This window comes from Streptomyces sp. NPDC045021, from assembly GCF_056432645.1.
Map to the genome: position 1 here is coordinate 89,913 of NZ_JBWKIQ010000008.1, position 18,690 is coordinate 108,602.

Here is an 18,690-nt window from a genome sequence, read left to right on the forward strand (position 1 = left end):
GATATCCCAGGAGCGAGCGATGAGCGTGACAGCGAGTCCGCAGGAGGCGGGCGCCACGGTGTGGCTCACCGGTCTGCCGAGCGCGGGCAAGACCACGATCGCCTTCGCACTGGCGGACCGGCTGCGCGACGCGGGCCACCGGGTGGAGGTGCTGGACGGCGACGAGATCCGCGAGTTCCTGTCGGCCGGACTGGGCTTCACCCGCGAGGACCGGCACACCAACGTGCAGCGGATCGGCTTCGTCGCCGAACTGCTGGCCTCCAACGGCGTCAAGGTCCTCGTCCCCGTCATCGCTCCCTACGCGGACAGCCGCGAGGCCGTCCGCGGCCGCCACCAGAAGCAGGGCACCGCGTATCTGGAGGTGCACGTGGCCACGCCGGTCGAGGTGTGCTCCGAGCGCGATGTGAAGGGGCTGTACGCCAAGCAGGCCGCGGGTGAGATCTCGGGTCTCACCGGGGTCGACGATCCGTACGAGGCACCCGAGGCACCGGATCTGCGCATCGAGACCCACGGGCGCACCGTCGATGACTCCGCCGTGGCGCTGCAGGCGCTGCTCGTCGAGAGGGGACTGGCCGTATGACCACCGTCGCCGCACCCAGCGGCTCCACCGCGCTGCCGCACGCGCTGAGCCACCTGGACGCGCTCGAGTCCGAGGCCGTGCACATCTTCCGCGAGGTCGCGGGCGAGTTCGAACGACCGGTGATCCTCTTCTCCGGCGGCAAGGACTCCATCGTCATGCTGCACCTGGCGCTGAAGGCGTTCGCGCCCGCCGCGGTGCCGTTCTCGCTGCTGCACGTGGACACCGGCCACAACTTCCCCGAGGTGCTGGAGTACCGGGACCGTACGGTCGCCGAGCACGGGCTGCGCCTGCACGTGGCCCATGTGCAGGACTACATCGACGACGGCCGGCTGCGCGAGCGCCCCGACGGGACCCGCAACCCGCTGCAGACGGTGCCGCTGCTCGACGCGATCGGCGAGGGCAAGTACGACGCGGTCTTCGGCGGCGGCCGCCGCGACGAGGAGAAGGCCCGCGCCAAGGAGCGCGTCTTCTCCCTGCGCGACGAGTTCGGCGCCTGGGACCCGCGCCGCCAACGCCCCGAGCTGTGGCAGCTCTACAACGGCAAGCACGCGGCCGGTGAGCACGTGCGGGTGTTCCCGCTGTCCAACTGGACCGAGCTGGACGTGTGGCAGTACATCGCCCGCGAGGGCATCGAGCTGCCGCAGATCTACTACGCGCACGAGCGGGACGTCTTCGCGCGCAGCGGCATGTGGCTGACGGCGGGCGAGTGGGGCGGCCCGAAGTCCGGTGAGACCGTCGAGAAGCGGCTCATCCGCTACCGCACCGTCGGTGACATGTCCTGCACCGGCGCGGTGGACTCCGACGCCTTCACCATCGACCAGGTCATCGTGGAGATCGCCGCGTCCCGGCTCACCGAGCGGGGCGCGACCCGCGCCGACGACAAGATGTCCGAGGCCGCGATGGAAGACCGTAAGCGCGAGGGGTACTTCTAAATGACCAGCATCACCACCGCCGAGCAGATCGCGGCCACCTCGCAGCTGCGCTTCGCCACCGCCGGTTCTGTCGACGACGGCAAGTCCACCCTGGTGGGGCGGCTGCTGCACGACTCCAAGTCGGTCCTGACCGACCAGCTTGAGGCCGTCGAGCACGCCTCGCGCCGCCGCGGCCAGGAGGCGCCGGACCTGGCGCTGCTCACCGACGGCCTGCGGGCCGAGCGCGAGCAGGGCATCACCATCGACGTGGCGTACCGGTACTTCGCCACGCCGCGGCGCCGGTTCATCCTTGCCGACACACCGGGCCACGTGCAGTACACCCGCAACATGGTCACCGGCGCCTCGACCGCGGAATTGGCCGTGGTACTCGTCGACGCGCGCAACGGCGTCGTGGAGCAGACCCGGCGCCATGCCGCGGTGGCCGCGCTGCTGCGCGTCCCGCACGTGGTGCTGGCCGTCAACAAGATGGACCTGGTGGAGTACGCGGAGCCCGTCTTCGCCGCCATCGCCGAGGAGTTCACCGCGTACGCGGCGTCGCTCGGCGTCCCGGACATCACCGCGATCCCGATCTCGGCGCTCGCCGGGGACAACGTCGTGACGGCGTCCGCCAACATGGACTGGTACGGCGGCCCCACCGTTCTGGAGCACCTGGAGACGGTGGAGGTCGGCACCGACCAGACGCACGCCCCGGCCCGGTTCCCGGTCCAGTACGTGATCCGTCCGCAGACCACCGAGCACCCGGACTACCGCGGCTACGCGGGCCGGATCGCTTCCGGTGTGCTGCGGGTCGGTGACGCGGTGACGGTCCTGCCGTCCGGCGCGACCAGCACCATCACCGGTATCGACGCGCTGGGCGAGCCGGTGGACGTCGCCTGGGCACCGCAGTCGGTGACCGTGCTGCTCGCCGACGACCTGGACATCTCGCGCGGCGACCTGATCGCACCGACCGCCTCCGCGCCGGCGACCACCCAGGACGTCGAGGCGACCGTCTGCCATCTGCACGAGCGGCCGCTCAAGGTCGGCTCCCGGGTGCTGCTCAAGCACGCGACGCGCACGGTGAAGGCCGTCGTCAAGGAGCTTCCGTACCGCATCAATCTCACAGCCGGGCTCGCGCACGAGTCCGGGCCGGCGCAGCTGGACGTCAACGACATCGGCGCCGTCGTGCTGCGCACCGCCGAGCCGCTGCCGCTGGACGCCTACGCGGACTCGCGGCTGACGGGTTCATTCCTGCTGATCGACCCGGCGGACGGCACGACGCTGACCGCGGGCATGGCGGGCGAGGCATTCGCCGAGCCCGCGGCGACCGGGACCTCCGGTACGTCCGCGGCGGGCGACGACCAGGAGGGGTGGGACTTCTGATGGTCACTGAGGTCTATTCGGGCTTCGCGAAGGAGGGCGGCCGCGTCGGCAGCGGCCTGCTCGGTGCCGGCACGGGCGGGGTGGCGCGATGTGCGCGCTGACCGCTGAACCGCGCACCTGCACGCGAGTACGCCCGTACCACCGAAGACCTGACGACTTCCCGGCCGCGCCCAGCTAGGCGCGCTCCGGCTCTCCGAGAGGAACACCTCCCGTGTCTGCCGCAAGAACCACCCGCAGCCTGAAGCGATCGATCGCCGCCGCCGCGACCCTCCCGCTCCTCTTCGGCGCTCTCGCCGCCTGCGGGTACGGCTCGAAGTCCGACAACACGACGGACAGCAACGCTGCCCCGGTGGCCAGTTCGGGTGCGAAGAAGCTCTCCGCCGACGAAGTCAAGATCGGCTACTTCCCGAACCTCACCCACGCCACCGCGCTCGTCGGCCTCAACCAGGGCCTGTTCGCGAAGGAGCTGGGCGGCACCGCCATCAAGACCCAGACGTTCAACGCGGGCCCGTCCGAGATCGAGGCGCTGAACGCCGGCTCCATCGACATCGGCTGGATCGGCCCCTCGCCGTCCATCAACGGCTACACCAAGTCCAAGAGCACCAACCTGCGGATCATCTCCGGCTCCGCCTCCGGTGGCGTGAAGCTGGTCGTCAACCCCGCGAAGATCAAGACCCTGGACGACCTCAAGGGCAAGAAGATCGCGACCCCGCAGCTGGGCAACACCCAGGACGTGGCCTTTCTCAACTGGATCGCCGAAAAGGGCTGGAAGGTCGACGCGCAGAGCGGCAAGGGCGATGTCTCCGTCTTCCGCACCGACAACAAGGTCACGCCCGACGCCTACAAGTCCGGCTCGATCGACGGCGCGTGGGTACCGGAGCCGACCGCTTCCAAGCTGGTCTCCGAGGGCGCCAAGGTGCTGCTCGACGAGCGCGACCTGTGGCCGGACAAGAAGTTCGTGATCACCAATGTGATCGTGTCGCAGAAGTTCCTGGCGGCTCACCCGGACGTCGTCGAGGCGGTTCTGCGCGGTTCGGTGAACACCAACGCCTGGATCACGGCCAACCCGGACAAGGCCAAGGCCGCCGCGAACGCCCAGCTCAAGAAGGACACCCAGAAGGCGCTGGCGGCCAACGTGATCGACCCGGCGTGGACGAGCATCCAGGTCACCGACGACCCGCTCGCCAAGTCGCTGACCGCCGAGGCGGACCACGCCGTCAAGGCCGGCCTGCTGAAGAAGCCGGACCTCGCGGGGATCTACGACCTGACGCTGCTCAACAAGGTCCTCACGGCCGCGGGCAAGCCCGCGGTGGACGCGGCGGGACTCGGCAAGCAGTAGCACCGGCACGACACGGCACAGCCGGTGTCCGCTCCCCACGGGTCGGACACCGGCGGCCCACAGCACGCACGCCCGCCCACGTACCAGGAGGTGACCGGATGGCCACGGCAGTCAGGACCACCGAGCAGCACAGCGCGGACACCGCCGTCGCAGACGTCGCGCCCGCCGTACGGATCGACCACGTCCACAAGGTCTTCGGCCGTCCGGGCTCGGCCCAGGCCGTACTCGACGACATCACCCTCGACGTCCGTCCCGGTGAGTTCGTCTGCCTGCTGGGTGCCTCCGGCTGCGGCAAGTCGACGCTGCTCAACCTGGTCGCGGGCCTCGACCGGCCGACCGCCGGCACCATCACCGTGCCGGGCGGCGGCCGTCCGGCGCTGATGTTCCAGGAGCACGCGCTCTTCCCCTGGCTCACCGCGGGCAAGAACATCGAACTGGCGCTGCGGCTGCGCGGTGTGCCGCGCGCCGAGCGCCGCCCGGAGGCCGAGCGGCTGCTCAGCCTGGTGCGTCTCGACGGCTCCTACGGCAAGCGGGTGCACGAGCTGTCCGGCGGTATGCGGCAGCGCGTCGCGCTCGCCCGCGCACTCGCCCAGGACTCCAACGTGCTGCTGATGGACGAGCCGTTCGCGGCGCTGGACGCCATCACCCGGGACGTCCTGCACGGCGAGCTCACCCGTATCTGGGCCGAGACGGGCGTCTCCGTCCTCTTCGTCACCCACAACGTCCGCGAGGCCGTCCGGCTCGCCGAGCGCGTGGTGCTGCTGACGTCCCGGCCCGGCCGGGTCGCCCGCGAGTGGGCCGTGGACATCCCGCAGCCGCGCCGTATCGAGGACGCCGCCGTCGCCGAGCTGTCCATCGAGATCACCGAAGAACTGCGTGGGGAGATCCGCCGACATGGCCAGCACTGAGACCGTTCCGGCCGATAAGAAGGGCACCACGGGAGCCCAGGACCTCGCGGGCCTGGAGGCCGGGCTCGATGCCCTGGACGCGGTCCAGATCCGGCGCACCCCGTTCACCCAGGTGCTGCTCAAGAAGGTCCTGCCGCCGGTCTCGGCGGTCATCCTGGTCCTCGTCGTGTGGCAGCTCGCCGTCCTCGGCGGGTTCGCCCCCGAGACCAAGCTGCCGGGTCCCCGGGCGGTCGGCAGCAGCTTCATGACGCTCTGGAACGAGGGCACCCTCTTCCAGATCATCTGGACCAGCGTCGAGCGCGGGCTGCTCGGCTTCCTCGCCGCGGTCGCCATCGGCACCCCGGTCGGACTCGTCGTCGCCCGCGTCCCCTTCGTCCGCGCCGCCATCGGGCCGATCCTGTCGGGTCTGCAGTCGCTGCCGTCGGTGGCCTGGGTGCCGGCCGCGGTCATCTGGCTCGGCATCACGGACTCCGCGATGTACGCCGTCATCCTGCTCGGCGCGGTGCCCTCCATCGCCAACGGGCTGATCTCCGGCATCGACCAGGTGCCGCCGCTCTACCTGCGCGCCGGCCGCACGCTCGGCGCCACCGGGGTGAGCGGCGCCCGGCACATCCTGCTGCCGGCCGCGCTGCCCGGCTACCTGGCGGGTCTCAAGCAGGGCTGGGCCTTCTCCTGGCGTTCCCTGATGGCCGCCGAGCTCATCGCCTCCTCCCCCGACCTCGGTACCGGTCTGGGGCGCTACCTGGAGAACATGCGCGAGGGTTCCGACATGCCGGGCATCTTCCTCGGCATCATCCTCATCCTCGTCGTCGGTATCGCCATCGATCTGCTGATCTTCAGCCCGCTGGAGCGCCGCGTGCTGCGCACCCGCGGCCTGGTGTCCAGGAGCCAGTGATGAACGGTCCCGCCCACCCGTCGCCCGCCACCACCCTTCCAACGTGGCGCTACGCGCCGCCCCTTCTGATCATCGCCCACGGCAGTCGCGATCCGCGCCATGCCGCGACCGTCCATGCGCTGACCGAGCAGGTACGGGCCGCCCGGCCGGGGCTCCGCGTCGTCACCGGATACCTCGACTTCTGCGCGCCGACCGTGGCGCAGGTCGTCGGCCACCTCGCGGCGGAAGGGGTCCGCGACATCGTCGCGCTGCCGCTGCTCCTCACCCGCGCCTTCCACGCGAAGGCCGACATCCCCGCCGTGCTGCGCGAGTCGACCGCCGCGCACCCCCGGCTGAGGGTCGCGGTGGCCGATGTCCTCGGCCCCTCGCCCCTGCTGACCGCCGCCCTGGAGCGGCGGCTGTCCGAGGCCGGGGTCACCCCCGGCGACCGCTCGACCGGGGTCGTCCTGGCCTCGGCGGGCTCCACAGACCCGGAGGCGATCGCAGTGATCGCTGAAATCGCGCGGGAGTGGCGGCGCACCGGTTGGTGCACCGTGCGGCCTGCGTTCGCCTCCGCATCCCTTCCCCGGACCGAGGACGCCGTCCGGCAGCTCCGTGCCGAGGGCGTACGCCGTATCGCCGTCGCCCCGTACGTCATCGCGCCGGGCTTCCTTCCCGACCGCATCGTCCGCGGTGCCCGCGAGGCCGGCGCCGACGCCCTCGCTCCCGTGCTGGGCGCGGCCCCGGAACTCGTCGAGCTGCTGCTGGAGCGTTATGCGGAGGCCCTTCTCCCCCGCCGGGCCCTGCTCTCGGCCTGACGGCGTCAGGCGGTGGGAGTGGTACCGGTCGCGGTGACCGCGGGACCGGTTCCCGCGGCGGTGACCGCCGCGATGGTGACCTTGAACGCGGTGCCCGGGGTGAGACCGCCGATGACGCGGAACATGCCCTTCCCCGACGGCTGCGTGACCAGCGCGTCCCGGCCGGCGACCTCGATCGTCCGGCCGTCGGAGACGGTGATCAGGTAGCCCGTGACCTCGGCGTCGCCGGTGTTCACCGGCGGCGTCCAGACGACGGTGGCCGCGTGCGCCTGGGCCCGCAGTTTCGCCCCGGTGGGTGCGGCGGGCAGCGTCGTGACGGCGGTGGGTGCCAGCGCGTTCGACGGCAGTGACGCCGCTCCGCTCCCACGGGAGTTGGCCGCGCTCACGGTGACGGTGTACGGCTCACCGGGCCGCAGTCCCGTGACGCGGAGGTAGCCGCGGGAGCCGAACTCCGCGGCCGGGACCGGCACCGTCGCCGCTTCGTGGCCCGCGGCGTCGTACACATGGGCCGTGTAGGACGTGACGGGCGCTCCGCCGTCGGCGAAGGTGGGGTTGAAGGTGACGACCAGCGCGCTCCCCCCGCCGGAGCTGGTGCCGACGCGTGACGGTGCCTCAGGTGTCGTGAGTGCGCCGATCCGCCGGTTCAGCAGTCCGCGGTAGACGGGTTCCAGGCCGGCGTTGCCGAGGATCGCGGTGGGGGCGTCGGTGGGGGCGGCGATGATGTGGTTGCCGGTGGTGACGAGTCCCTTGTTGTCGCCGTCGCCGGTGCCCTCCTCCCACCAGTTGTCCTTGACGAGGGTGGGGTCGTTGTTGCCGAGCGCGTCGCGGTAGTCGGTGTGGCGGCTGGCGACGTTTGCGTACGAGGCGCCGTACAGGACGTTGCCCTGGACCGTCTCGTAGGTGCAGCCGTTGTCGGTGTAGACGCTCTTGCCCAGGCCCCATTGCCCGCGGATGACGTTGCCGGTGACCTTCTCGCCGTCGGCGATCGAGGTGCCGGTCAGACCCTGGGTGTAGATGCCGCCGCCGTCGTCGAGCATCTGCATGTAGTCGGAGATGAGGTTGTCGCGTACCGCGTTGTCGTGACTGGCGTTCGGGGTCGCGGGCGAGCCGATCTTGTCGGGCCAGCCGCCCCAGCCCAGCGAGATCGCGGAGTAGCCGACGTGGTCGATCTGGTTGTGGGCGATCGTGGTGTGCTGGGTGTAGCCGTTGAGGATCGCGACGCCGCCGTGGAATTCGCGGGGCAGCGCGTAGAGGTGGTTGTCGGTGGCCTGGACGCCGGTGGCGGGTTCGGCGCCGTCGACCCCGCCGATCTCCAGGCCGTTGCCGGAGATGTCGGTGAAGATGTTGCCGCTGACCTGGGCGTCCTTCGTTCCGGTACCCAACTCCAGCCCTGCCGCGCCGAGATGGGCGAAGACATCACCGGAGAACTCGACACCGCGGCTGTGCGCGAGCGAGACGTTGCCCGGCATCTTCGTCCAGTTGGCGAACGGGCAGGTGCCGCCCTCGACGAAGTGGCACAGGCCCTGGGTGGCCCAGCCGGTCGGTCCGGTGATCGTGTAGCCGGCCTGGATCTCGGAGAATCCGCCGGGGGCGGACGGGGTCAGCCAGGTCGCGTAGTTGAACTGCAGGCCGCGGAAGGCGACATCGTGCAGGGGCGCGGCGGCCGTTCCGCCGCCGTCGATCAACTTCTGGGCGACCGGCGCCTCGACGTCGGCGTGCCGCGGGTCCTCGCCGGGGCGCGGCAGGTAGTAGACGGTGCGGGCGGTGCGGTCGAAGTACCACTCGCCGGGCTGGTCGAGCAGCTCGTACGCGTTCTCGATGTACGAGGCGTGGCCGCCGTTGGTGAGCTTGCCGGGGCCGACCATGCTGACGGTGCGGCCGGGTATGTCGGGGAATTCAACACGCTTGTTGGAATTGTCCCAGCAGGGCTGGGCCATCGTGATCGTGGTGCCGGTGGCGGAGGCGATGGGGCAGCGCGGCTCGGTCCACTGGCCGAGGCCGTCGCGGTCGATGTTCCACAGCGACTCGCCGCTGGTGTAGACGAACTCGGCGTCGCCGATGTTCCGCCAGCCGGCGAGGGTGCTCGCGGAGGCCGTGTAGCCGGTGGCGGTGGCGGTCAGTCCGACGGGGACCTGGCCCCGGGCGCGCTGGGCGCGCACCCCGTCGACGTACAGCTGCCGGGTGTTGGTCAGGCCGCTCGGCGCGGGCGCAGCCCACAGGCCGGGCCGGCCGCTCACCTGGTGCCAGCCGGTCACCTGGCGGCCGCCGCTGACGACGGCGGACCCGGCGCCGTCCCAGATCACCCGGTGGCCGTTGCTCCCGGAGTCGCGGGCGTCGAGCACGAGGGGCTTGGTCTGCCGGTAAGTACCGGGCGCCAGATGGACGGTGAGGTCGGCGGTGAGGTGTGCCGCGCGTCCTCGGACGAGGTCGCGGGCGTGCTCCAGGGTGCGGACGGGGTGCTTGGCGGTGCCGGCGGCGTGATCGTCACCGGCCGGGGAGACGTAGACATCGCGTGAAGCGGCCGCCGGTGCTCCGGCGGCCGGGGATATTCCGGTGGTGGCGAACGCGGCGACGGCCGCCAGCGAAGCGCAGACGGCTGCGGCTCTGCGGCGAACGGGCCTCAGGGGTGCGGGCATGGTCCCTCCCGTGGGATCGGCCTCGTAAGTGCCGGAAACATACGACCACTGACGGCCAAGGGTCAAGGAAAAGCGCAGCAATCCCCGCTTCATTGCCGGGAAGTTGGCTGATTCATCGGAGCACTGGACGATGGTTTCCTTAGGCGATCTTTATACGTGTAAGGGACCGGCGTCTTCTGGGGGTGGGGGTAGCCTCCCCTGCATGGGGGAGAACCCCCACCGTCAAGTCACCTGGAAGCCTGATGGGTCGGCGGTACCCCAGCACCTAGCGTCATAGGCGAAGCAAGCGGTGAGGTACCGCTGCCATGACGAGGGGGAACCGTGAGTCGCGGACGCGCACACGGCAGCAAAATGGGAATCGCTGCGTCAATGGGTGGCTGGAGCGCCCGACACCGCTGGACCGCGGTGATCGGCTGGCTGGTCTTCGTGGTCCTGGCGCTCGCCATCGGGCAGATGGCCGGGCGGGTGGACGCCTCCCAGGAGGAAGGCCTGCCGGGCGAGGTCAGCCAGGCGGCGGGGATCATCGACGACGCGGGCATCAAGGGTGCCGCGGGCGAGATAGTGCTCATCCAGGTCAAGTCCGGTGGCACGGTCGCGGATCCCGCGGTCCACACCGCCGTGGACTCGGTCATGGCCGCGGTCAAGGGCACCGGTCAGACGACGAACATCACGTCGCCCTACGACACCAAGGCGATCTCCGCGGACCAGAAGTCGGCACTGATCCGGTTCGAGATGACCGGTGACAAGAAGACCGCCAAGGACCGCGTCACGAAGGTCACCGACGCGGTGGCGGGAGCGCAGGCCAAGTACCAGGACCTGCGGATCGAGGAGTTCGGCGACGCGAGCTCCGAGAAGGTGCTCGGCGACGCGTTCGGCGACGACTTCAAGACCGCCGAGTTCTCCGCGGTCCCGGTCGCCCTCGGCATCCTGCTGATCGCCTTCGGCGCGCTGGTCGCCGCCCTGCTGCCGGTCCTCCTCGCGGTGACCGCCTTCGTGGCCACCACCGGTCTGGTCGCCGTCGTCAGCCACCTGGTGCCGATGAGCGACACCGCCAACTCCGTGATGCTGCTGGTCGGTCTGGCCGTCGGCGTCGACTACTGCCTGTTCTACCTGCGCCGCGAGCGTGAGGAGCGGGAGGCGGGACACGACGCGCAGACCGCCATCAAGATCGCCTCGGCGACGTCCGGCCGCGCCATCCTCATCTCCGGCATCACCGTGATCGTCGCGATGGCCGGCATGCTCTTCACCGGTATCGCGGACTTCAAGGCCATGGGTGTGGCCACCATGATGGTCGTCGCGGTCGCCATGTTCGGCTCCGTGACCGTCCTTCCCGCACTGCTCTCGCTGCTCGGCCACCGGGTCGAGAAGGGCCGTATCCCCTTCCTCAACCGCGCCCGGAAGAACACCTCCCAGCGCTCCGGCTCCGGCAACAGCCGCTTCTGGAACGCCGTCCTCACCCCCGTACTGCGCAACCCGAAGACCGCCACCGTGATCGCGGGCGGCGCCCTGATCCTCATCGCCGCCCCGGCACTCGGGCTGCACACCGCGAACCTCACCATGAACCAGGAGCTCGGCGACGATCTGCCGATCATCCAGACCTACGACCGCATCAACGTGGCGTTCCCCGGCGGCCCCGACCCGGCCCATGTGGTCGTCAAGGCCGACGACATCAACGCGGCGCCCGTCAAGCAGGCGATCGAGGACTTCCGGGCCGAGGCCGTCTCGAAGGGCGCCAGCAAGGGACCGGTCACCGTGACCGTCCACGCCAAGGAGAACGTCGCGCAGATCGACGTCCCGCTGGCGGGTGGCACCGACAAGACGAAGGCCGAGGCCGGGCTGGTCCAACTCCGGGACGAGGTGCGGCCCGACACGCTCGGCAAGGTCCCGGGTCTCGAAGCGCCGATCACCGGTCAGACGGCCGGCTCGATGGACTTCACCAACAAGATCACCAGCAGCGTCCCGCCGGTCTTCGCCTTCGTGATCGTCTTCGCCTTCATCCTGATGCTGCTCTCCTTCCGCTCCCTCACCATCGCCGCCACCTCCATCGTCCTCAACCTGCTGTCGGTGGGCGCGGCCTACGGTGTTCTCGCCGCCGTCTTCCAGCACGGCTGGGGTGCGGGGCTGGTGGGCGCCACGGGGACCGGCGCGGTCGTCGCCTGGCTGCCGCTCTTCCTCTTCGTGATCCTCTTCGGGCTGAGCATGGACTACCACGTCTTCGTGGTCTCCCGGATCCGCGAGGCCAAGATGCGCGGCCTCAGCACCCAGAACGCCATCCAGCACGGCATCACCACCACGGCGGGCGTCGTCACCAGCGCGGCGGTCATCATGGTCGCGGTGTTCGCCATCTTCGGAACGCTCTCCATGCAGAGCATGAAGCAGATGGGCGTCGGCCTGGCGGTGGCCGTCCTCATCGACGCGACCGTCATCCGCGGGGTCCTGCTCCCCGCCGTCATGGCCCTGCTCGGCGAGCGCAACTGGTACCTGCCCAAGTGGCTCGGCTGGCTCCCGGACATGACCCACGACGAGGCCGTCCTGGCCCCGCCGGTGCCCGCACACCACACCCGCCCCGCCGAGGAGCACGACGCGGCCCGCGTCTGACCTCCTCCCGCACACGGCCGGCCCGGTCTCTCACGGGGGAGACCGGGCCGTCCCATGTCCTTTTCCGCGCCGCTCCCCCAGCCGCCCGAGGCGACGGGCGACGGCGCTGCCACCGCCGGCGCGGCTACCGCTGGTAGCGGGCCAGGACGCGGTTGCCGTCGGCGACCAGGCGGTGGCGCAGCTCGTCGAGGCCGATGGCGCCGCTGTAGTACTCCTGGAAGGCGGGGGTGGCGACCTTGTCCTTCCACTCCGGGTAGCCGCGGACGGACTGGGCGGGGGCGGGGCGGAGGTAGGGGGCCAGCGCGGTGCCGGTGGACCAGCCGTTCTGCTCGGTGTGCAGGGCCGGGTCGCGCAGGGCGGCGGTGGCGGTGGGGAGCATCCAGTCGCCCTTGGCGAGCCGGACGACGTTGTCGGTGCGCAGCAGGAAGTCGATGAACTGGACGGCTTCCTTCTGGTGCGCGCAGTCCTGGGAGACCGAGAGGGTCTGCGGGCTGACGCCCTGCGCGCGGTTGCCGTCAGGTCCCGCGGGGGCGGGGAGCACGATCCAGTCGAAACCCTTGGGGGCCTGCTGCTCGATCTGCTGACGGTAGGAGAAGCCGAGCGGGACCATGGCGTACTTGCCGCCGAAGAAGCCCGGGAGGGTGTCGGAGCCGCCCATGCCGAGCGTGGTGCGCGACGCGCTGTGGTCGGTGTTGACCAGGTCGTGGATGACCCGCGGGACGACCTGGTCGGCGGCGTCGAAGCGGACGGTGACCTTGCCGTCCGCACCGCGCTCGAAGAGCTGCCCGCCGGTGGACAGCGAGAGGTTGAGGGTCGAGCTGACCGGCTCCTTGAGCGGCCACGCGACCCCGTAGGTCCCGCCGGCGGTCAGCTTCTTCGCGGACTGCCGGAACTCCTCCCACGTCCAGGGGGTGTCGGCCGTCGGGATGCGGACGCCGGACTTCACCAGCAGCGCGCGGTTGGCCATGATCATGCGCGGTTCCTGGAGGAACGGCACTCCGTAGACGCCCTTGCCGAATGTCGTGGTCTGCCAGGAGGCGGCGGGGATCGCGTCGCGCAGGGTCGGCGGAAGCAGACCGCCCAGATCGGCGAGGTCGCCGCCGTACGCGAAGTCCGCGAGGTCGTCGGAGGCGTCATGGATGATGTCCGGCGCCTCGCCGCCCTCGAAGGACGTCAGGAGCTGGTCGTGGACGCTGTCCCAGTTGCCCTGCACGTACTCGACCTTGACGGCCGGGTGGGTGCGGTTCCACTCGGCCACGAGCTGCTGGTTGGCGGCGACGGAGTCCTGCTGCCAGGCCAGGCTCTGGAAGCGGAGCGTGATCCGTCCGTCGTCGGAGGTGTGGCCGCCGCCGGAGCAGCCGGCCGCCAGCAGGGCGAGCGCGGCGCCGATCCCGACCGCGTACCGGGAGAACCCGAGCGGGCGCCGGGAGGTCCCGGGCGTACGCCGGGAGGTTCCGCGCATCAGCCCTTCACCGCCCCGGCCACCATGCCGCCGGCGATCCGCCGCTGGATCAGCGCGAAGAGCAGCAGGCTGGGCAGGGTCGCGAGCAGCGCGGCGGCGGCGAGCGGCCCGAGGTCCGCGACGCCCTCGGCGCCGATGAAGTGGGTGAGGATGATCGGCATGGTCTGCTTCTCCGGGGTTTTCAGCAGCACCAGCGCGAAGAAGAACTCGTTCCACGCGGTGATGAACGCGAACAGGCCGGTGGCGACGATGCCGGGGGCGAGCAGCGGCGCGGTGATCGAGACGAGGGTGCGGAGCCGGCCGGCGCCGTCCACCGCGGCGGCCTCCTCCAGCTCGCGCGGCACGGCGCGGACGTACCCCGTCAGCATCCACAGCGCGAACGGCAGCGTCCAGACGACATAGACCATCACGAGGCCCGGCAGCGCATTGATCAGGTGCAGGCGCTTGAGGATCAGGAAGAGCGGGATGATCACCAACACGAACGGGAACGCCTGGCTGACCACCACCCACCCGGTGGCGGCCCGGCTCAGCCGCGAGCGGTGCCGCGCCATCACGTACGCCATCGGCGTCGCGAGGAGCACCGCGATGACGGCGGAGCCGAGCGCGACCAGCAGGCTGTTCAGTGCGGCGTGCAGCAGCGGCTGCTCGTCGAAGGCCTGCCGGAAGTTGTCGAGGGTCGGGTTCTTCGGCCACCAGGTCGGGTGCAGGGTGGCCAGCTCGCGCGGCGGTTTGAAGGCCGTCGAGACCAACCAGAGCAGCGGGAAGCCGAGGAAGACCAGATAGCCGAGGAGCGCGAGGTACTGGCCGGCGCGGCCGGCCCGGCGCTTGATCAGCTGGGTGCGGGCGGTGGTCACTGGTCGTCCCCCTTGAGCCGGCCGGCCAGATACACGGCCAGGAGTACGGAGATCACCGCGACCATGACGCAGCCCATCGCCGCCGCGTAGCCGAACTGCCCGTAGCGGAAGGCCTCTTCGTAGGCGAAGAGCATCGGCAGCCGGGTGCGGCCGCCGGGGCCGCCGTTGGTGAGCACGTAGACCAGCGCGAACGAGTTGAAGTTCCAAATGAAATTCAGCGCCGTCATGGCGAGCGCCACGGGTCTGAGCGCGGGCCAGGTCACGGTGCGGAATCTGCGCCAGGCCCCGGCGCCGTCCACCGCGGCGGCCTCGTGCAGCTCGCGCGGTACGTTCTGCAGCCCGGCGAGGAGCGAGACGGTGGTGGTCGGCATCCCGGCCCAGATGCCGACGACGATCACGGCGGGCAGCGCCGTCGACAGGCCGGCGAGCCAGTCGGTGCCGTCGCCGAGGTGGAGTTGGCGCAGCGTCTCGTTGAGCACGCCCGCGTCCGGGTGGTAGACGAGCCGCCACATGATGCCGACCACGACCTCCGGCATCGCCCACGGGACGATGGCCAGCGCGCGGGCGAGCCAGCGCATCCGCAGCGGCTGGTTGAGCAGCAGCGCCAGGCCGAGCGCGAGCAGGAACTGGGGCACGGTCACCCCGAGCGCCCACACCAGGCCGATCCGGAACGAGTCCCAGAAGAGGGAGTCGTTCAGCAGGTCGGAGAAGTTCTGCAGCCCGGTCCACCGCGTCGCCTGGGTGCGGCCCGACTGCGCGTCGGTGAACGCGAGCCCGATCCCGTACAGCAGCGGACCCACGCTCAGCAGCAGGATCGGTATCAGCGCCGGGAGGACGAGGAACCACACGCCCCGGTCGGGTCGCCGCGGACGGGTCGTGGGTGGCGCGGTGGCCAGGGTCACGGCAGGCGCTCCTTTGCGGCTCCGTCGGGTGGGCCGCCCGGCCGGCGTGGAGCCGGTCCCGGCGGCCCCCGTCATGGTCCGGACACCCGGACGGCCCGTCAAGACCATGTGACGGCACGTCATTCCCGGCCGCCGGTCGCGGGCGGGTGCCCGCGGGGCAGGTGGGAGACTGTCGGTGATCATTGGAACGGGGAACGGCGGAGGCACTCGTGGGGCAGTCGGGCGCGGCGTTCACGGAGGAACGGGCACGGGCCGTCCTGGCGGCAGCGGCGAGGCCCGCCGCGACTTCCGCCGCGGCCTCCGCTGCGGATCCGGCGGTCTCCGGGGCGCCGGACGCGGCCGGGGCACGGCTGCTCGCGCTGGGCGAGAACGCGGTGTTCGCGGTGGGCGGCGGCCTGGTCGTCAAGATCGGCCGCAGCGCCGAACTGCTCGACCGTGCCGAGCGCGAGGTGCGGATCGCCGGCTGGCTGGCCGAGCAGGATGTGCCGGCGGTCCGGGCCGCCACGCCGCGGGCCCGGCTGGTCGACGGGCACCCCGTCACCTACTGGGTGCAACTGCCCGAGCCGGTGCGCCCCGCCGGGCCCGCCGACCTCGCCGCGCTGCTGCGGCTGGTGCACGCGCTGCCGGAGCCGTCAGGGCCGTCCGCTCCCACGTTGCCGCCGCGCGACCTGCTGGGCGGGGTGGAGCGCTGGCTGCGGCTCGCGGGCGAGGCGATCGATCCGGCGGACGCCGCGTATCTGCGCGACCGGCGGGACGGTTTCGCCTCGGCGGCGGCCGCGCTGACGCCGAGGCTGCCGCGCGGCCCGATTCACGGGGACGCGCTGCCGCGCAATGTCCAGGTCGGCCCGGACGGCCCGGTGCTGGTGGACCTGGAGACGTTCTCCACCGATCTGCGCGAACACGATCTGGTGGTGATGGTGCTCAGCCGGGACCGCTACGGGCTGGACCCGGTCGCCTATGACGCTTTTACGGCGGCCTACGGCTGGGACGTGCGCGAGTGGGACGGCTGCGCCGTGCTGCGCGGCGCGCGCGAGACCGCGAGCTGCGCCTGGGTCGCCCAACACGCGCCCGCCAACCCGGCGGCGCTCGCCGAGTTCCGCCGCCGCGTCGCGTCCCTGCGGGACGGCGATCCCGAAGTGCGCTGGTACCCCTTCTGACCGACGGCGCCCGCCGGCCCGCGAAGAGCGGTCCGCGTCAGCCCTGGCCCGACACGTCCGGCTCGCCCAGCGAGACGCCGGAGCCGACCGGCGCGCTGCGCTGCTGCGGGAGCGTTGCGTCCAGCCGCAGCGGCCAGGACGCGTCGACGACGGCTTCCGGGTCCCGGTCGCGGCGCAGCCACTTCTGGTAGCCGGTGGCCCAGTCGGTGTACCAGCGGATCTGGGAGCGGTGCAGGTCCCAGAGGTCGGCCTCGCCCGCTTCGGCGTACCGCTCGCCCAGCGCGCGGGCGACCCGGACGGCGGCGAGGGCGTCGGCGCCCGCTTCGTGCGCATCGTCCAGCACCACGCCGTACACCGCGCAGGCGGCCTCCAGATTGCGCTTGCCCTTGCGGTACTTGTCGAGCGCGCGGTCCATCACCAGCGGGTCCAGGACCGGGCCGACGGCCGGGCCGGGGGCGCCGCCGAGGGCGGGCAGCTCATGGCGGCGCAGTTCGGCGGCGAGCAGGCTCAGGTCGAAGGGGGCGTTGTAGATGACGACCGGCACGCCGTCCGCCCAGTACTCGCGCAGCGCGCGGGCGATCTCGGCGACGGCCTCCCGCGAGGGGCGCCCCTCGGCCACCGCACGCTCGGTCGTGATGCCGTGGATCGCGGTCGCGCCCTCGGGAATGGCCACACCGGGATCGACGAGCCACTCCCGGTGCCGTATCGGCTCACCGCCCTTGACCTCGGTGACCGCGGCCGTGACGATCCGCGCCTCGTGCGGATCCGTCCCCGTCGTCTCCAGGTCGAAGCCGACCAGCAGCTCCCGATGCCATGCCATACGCGTACCTCCCACTGGTCCCCCGTGTGCTCTGCCATCCTCTCGTGCACCACTGACAGTGGGTCCCCCGGGTCCGCGCCGCCGGACCGTCTCCGCCGGCCGCGCGGTCACCCGGGTGTCAGGAGACCGGCCGGGAGTCGGCCCAGACCCCTTCGAACTCCTCGCGGTAGACGTCGAAGAGTCCGCTGTGCTCGCCGCGGCGGTCCTCCTTGACGACATGGCGCGAGGGGCCGCGCAGCACCATCACCGGGACCTCCATCCCGCGGGCCTTGCGCAGATAGGACTGGACGACCGCGAGTCCGTCGGCGCTGTCGCCGTCGACGAGGTACGCGGTGAAGCGCGGGGTCTCGTCGAAGACCCGGATCTCGAAGGCCGCGGGGTCGCGCAGCCGGGCCCTGACCCGGCGCATGTGCATGATGTTCATCTCGACGGAGCGGCTCAGCTCACCGCGCCCGAGCCCCAGCTCGCGCTCCCGGCGCCGGACCGCGCTGCTGGCCGGGTTGAGGAAGAGCAGCCGGATGCGGCAGCCGGACTCGGCGAGCCGCATCAGCCGGCGGCCGGAGTAGTTCTGCACGAGGAGGTTCAGGCCGATGCCTATCGCGTCCAGCCGGTGCGCGGAGCCGAAGAGGTCCTCGGCGGGCAGCTGGCGCTGGAGCCGCACCCGGTCGGAGTAGACGCCGACGACATCGGCGTAGCGGTCGGCGACCAGTTCCTCGACGACGTCGACGGGGAGCCGGTCGGCCGCGGCGTAGCCGGAGCCGGAACCGAGGATGTCCAGCAGCCGGGCGGCGGCCCGTTCGGCCTGGGCGAGGACGGTACGCGACAGCGCACGGTTGCGGGAGACGACATGCCGGGCGACCTCGAGCTCGTCGAGCGCGAGTTCCAGATCGCGGCGCTCGTCGAAGTAGGGCTCGAAGCAGGGCCAGTGCTGGACGACAAGCTCCCGCAGTTGCGGGAGGGTCAGGAAGCTGAGGATGTTGTCGTCCGCCGGGTCCAGCAGGAAGCCCTTGCGGCGGCTGACCTCACGGACGGCGGCAGCGCGCTGCACCCATTCGTGTCCGGCCGGACCGGCGGCGGCGACCACCCACTCCTCGCCGTGCACGGGCTCGTAGATCGGGCGCAGCACGGCGTTCACGACGGCGCGCAGGCGCTGCTCGACGAGGTTGAGCCAGACGTATGCCCGCCCGGCGCGGCTGGCACGGGTGCGCACCTCCGCCCAGGCGTCGGCGCCCCAGTCCAGTTCCGCTCCTATCTCCAACGGCTGCGCGAGCGTGACCGCGCCGGGCGCACCGTCGGCGATGGCGCCGCTCTGGTCTCCCTGATCTCCGCCATTGGGGAGCACAAGGCCTCCCGACGTCACCACGCCACCGCCTCCCTCCCCCGTCCACGATCAAGGAAGGCTACTGCCCACCGGGTGGCACCGCAGCCCTATCGACCCTACTTGACTACAA

General features: G+C 71.4%; 15 protein-coding genes. 9 read left to right on the forward strand and 6 right to left on the reverse strand.

The window, feature by feature from the left end; all coding sequences use genetic code 11:
- Positions 1-19: 19 nt before the first annotated feature.
- From cysC to AC07DC_RS24035, 7 genes are all read left to right on the forward strand, one after another.
- Positions 20-580: an adenylyl-sulfate kinase gene (gene cysC / locus AC07DC_RS24005; RefSeq protein WP_478916510.1), complete on the forward strand. Its 561-nt coding sequence runs from the start codon at positions 20-22 to the stop codon at positions 578-580.
- Positions 577-1,512, forward strand: a complete 936-nt coding sequence (cysD, locus tag AC07DC_RS24010; protein WP_478916511.1) for a sulfate adenylyltransferase subunit CysD — start codon at positions 577-579, stop codon at positions 1,510-1,512. The genes cysC and cysD overlap by 4 nt, the downstream gene beginning before the upstream one ends.
- The gene (locus tag AC07DC_RS24015; RefSeq protein ID WP_478916512.1) at positions 1,513-2,871 is read left to right on the forward strand and encodes a sulfate adenylyltransferase subunit 1; all 1,359 of its coding nucleotides are present in this window, start codon (positions 1,513-1,515) and stop codon (positions 2,869-2,871) included. It begins immediately after the preceding gene.
- A 211-nt stretch (positions 2,872-3,082) separates the two neighbouring features.
- Positions 3,083-4,210 (forward strand): aliphatic sulfonate ABC transporter substrate-binding protein, encoded by a 1,128-nt coding sequence (locus AC07DC_RS24020; RefSeq protein WP_478916513.1) that lies wholly within the window; start codon positions 3,083-3,085, stop codon positions 4,208-4,210.
- Positions 4,211-4,308: 98 nt separating this feature from the next.
- A complete protein-coding gene (locus tag AC07DC_RS24025) occupies positions 4,309-5,118 on the forward strand; it encodes an ABC transporter ATP-binding protein (protein ID WP_478916514.1) in 810 nt (269 codons plus the stop codon).
- A complete protein-coding gene (locus AC07DC_RS24030) occupies positions 5,105-6,013 on the forward strand; it encodes an ABC transporter permease (protein ID WP_478916515.1) in 909 nt (302 codons plus the stop codon). The genes AC07DC_RS24025 and AC07DC_RS24030 overlap by 14 nt, the downstream gene beginning before the upstream one ends.
- Positions 6,013-6,810, forward strand: coding sequence for a sirohydrochlorin chelatase (locus AC07DC_RS24035; RefSeq protein ID WP_478916517.1), 798 nt, complete (start codon positions 6,013-6,015; stop codon positions 6,808-6,810). The genes AC07DC_RS24030 and AC07DC_RS24035 overlap by 1 nt, the downstream gene beginning before the upstream one ends.
- A 5-nt stretch (positions 6,811-6,815) precedes the next feature.
- On the opposite strand, the gene AC07DC_RS24040 is transcribed toward AC07DC_RS24035, so the two are convergent.
- Positions 6,816-9,446, reverse strand: coding sequence for a fibronectin type III domain-containing protein (locus tag AC07DC_RS24040; RefSeq protein ID WP_478916518.1), 2,631 nt, complete (start codon positions 9,444-9,446; stop codon positions 6,816-6,818).
- Between the two features lie 369 nt (positions 9,447-9,815).
- Between AC07DC_RS24040 and AC07DC_RS24045 the strand changes: the two genes are divergently transcribed.
- Complete coding sequence (locus tag AC07DC_RS24045) at positions 9,816-12,044, forward strand: MMPL family transporter (protein WP_478916519.1); 2,229 nt, start codon at positions 9,816-9,818, stop codon at positions 12,042-12,044.
- A 124-nt stretch (positions 12,045-12,168) separates the two neighbouring features.
- Here AC07DC_RS24045 and AC07DC_RS24050 read toward each other — a convergent pair whose 3' ends face one another.
- Genes AC07DC_RS24050 through AC07DC_RS24060 form a run of 3 tightly spaced genes read right to left on the reverse strand, consistent with a single transcriptional unit; the run spans position 12,169 to position 15,262 of the window.
- Complete coding sequence (locus tag AC07DC_RS24050; RefSeq protein WP_478916520.1) at positions 12,169-13,506, reverse strand: ABC transporter substrate-binding protein; 1,338 nt, start codon at positions 13,504-13,506, stop codon at positions 12,169-12,171.
- On the reverse strand, positions 13,506-14,360 hold the full coding sequence (locus tag AC07DC_RS24055) for a carbohydrate ABC transporter permease (protein ID WP_478916521.1): 855 nt from the start codon (positions 14,358-14,360) through the stop codon (positions 13,506-13,508). The genes AC07DC_RS24050 and AC07DC_RS24055 overlap by 1 nt, the downstream gene beginning before the upstream one ends.
- Positions 14,357-15,262, reverse strand: coding sequence for a carbohydrate ABC transporter permease (locus AC07DC_RS24060; protein ID WP_478916522.1), 906 nt, complete (start codon positions 15,260-15,262; stop codon positions 14,357-14,359). The genes AC07DC_RS24055 and AC07DC_RS24060 overlap by 4 nt, the downstream gene beginning before the upstream one ends.
- Before the next feature lie 209 nt (positions 15,263-15,471).
- Here AC07DC_RS24060 and AC07DC_RS24065 point away from each other — a divergent pair, with 209 nt between their 5' ends.
- Positions 15,472-16,419: a phosphotransferase enzyme family protein gene (locus tag AC07DC_RS24065; RefSeq protein ID WP_478916523.1), complete on the forward strand. Its 948-nt coding sequence runs from the start codon at positions 15,472-15,474 to the stop codon at positions 16,417-16,419.
- A gap of 37 nt (positions 16,420-16,456) precedes the next feature.
- Here the strand turns inward: AC07DC_RS24065 and AC07DC_RS24070 are convergent, their stop codons facing one another.
- Positions 16,457-17,239, reverse strand: a complete 783-nt coding sequence (locus AC07DC_RS24070; protein WP_478916524.1) for an exonuclease domain-containing protein — start codon at positions 17,237-17,239, stop codon at positions 16,457-16,459.
- Between the two features lie 118 nt (positions 17,240-17,357).
- Positions 17,358-18,599, reverse strand: coding sequence for an SAV2148 family HEPN domain-containing protein (locus AC07DC_RS24075; protein ID WP_478916774.1), 1,242 nt, complete (start codon positions 18,597-18,599; stop codon positions 17,358-17,360).
- Between the last annotated feature and the right edge of the window lie 91 nt (positions 18,600-18,690).

What these genes read in the sequence shown, in the direction of transcription:
- cysC (WP_478916510.1), top strand. Translation starts at nt 20, where the DNA reads ATGAGCGTGACAGCGAGTCCGCAGGAGGCGGGCGCCACGGTGTGGCTC.
- cysD (WP_478916511.1), top strand. Translation starts at nt 577, where the DNA reads ATGACCACCGTCGCCGCACCCAGCGGCTCCACCGCGCTGCCGCACGCG.
- AC07DC_RS24015 (WP_478916512.1), top strand. Translation starts at nt 1,513, where the DNA reads ATGACCAGCATCACCACCGCCGAGCAGATCGCGGCCACCTCGCAGCTG.
- AC07DC_RS24025 (WP_478916514.1), top strand. Translation starts at nt 4,309, where the DNA reads ATGGCCACGGCAGTCAGGACCACCGAGCAGCACAGCGCGGACACCGCC.
- AC07DC_RS24030 (WP_478916515.1), top strand. Translation starts at nt 5,105, where the DNA reads ATGGCCAGCACTGAGACCGTTCCGGCCGATAAGAAGGGCACCACGGGA.
- AC07DC_RS24035 (WP_478916517.1), top strand. Translation starts at nt 6,013, where the DNA reads ATGAACGGTCCCGCCCACCCGTCGCCCGCCACCACCCTTCCAACGTGG.
- AC07DC_RS24040 (WP_478916518.1), bottom strand. Translation starts at nt 9,446, where the DNA reads ATGCCCGCACCCCTGAGGCCCGTTCGCCGCAGAGCCGCAGCCGTCTGC.
- AC07DC_RS24045 (WP_478916519.1), top strand. Translation starts at nt 9,816, where the DNA reads ATGGGTGGCTGGAGCGCCCGACACCGCTGGACCGCGGTGATCGGCTGG.
- AC07DC_RS24050 (WP_478916520.1), bottom strand. Translation starts at nt 13,506, where the DNA reads ATGCGCGGAACCTCCCGGCGTACGCCCGGGACCTCCCGGCGCCCGCTC.
- AC07DC_RS24070 (WP_478916524.1), bottom strand. Translation starts at nt 17,239, where the DNA reads ATGGCATGGCATCGGGAGCTGCTGGTCGGCTTCGACCTGGAGACGACG.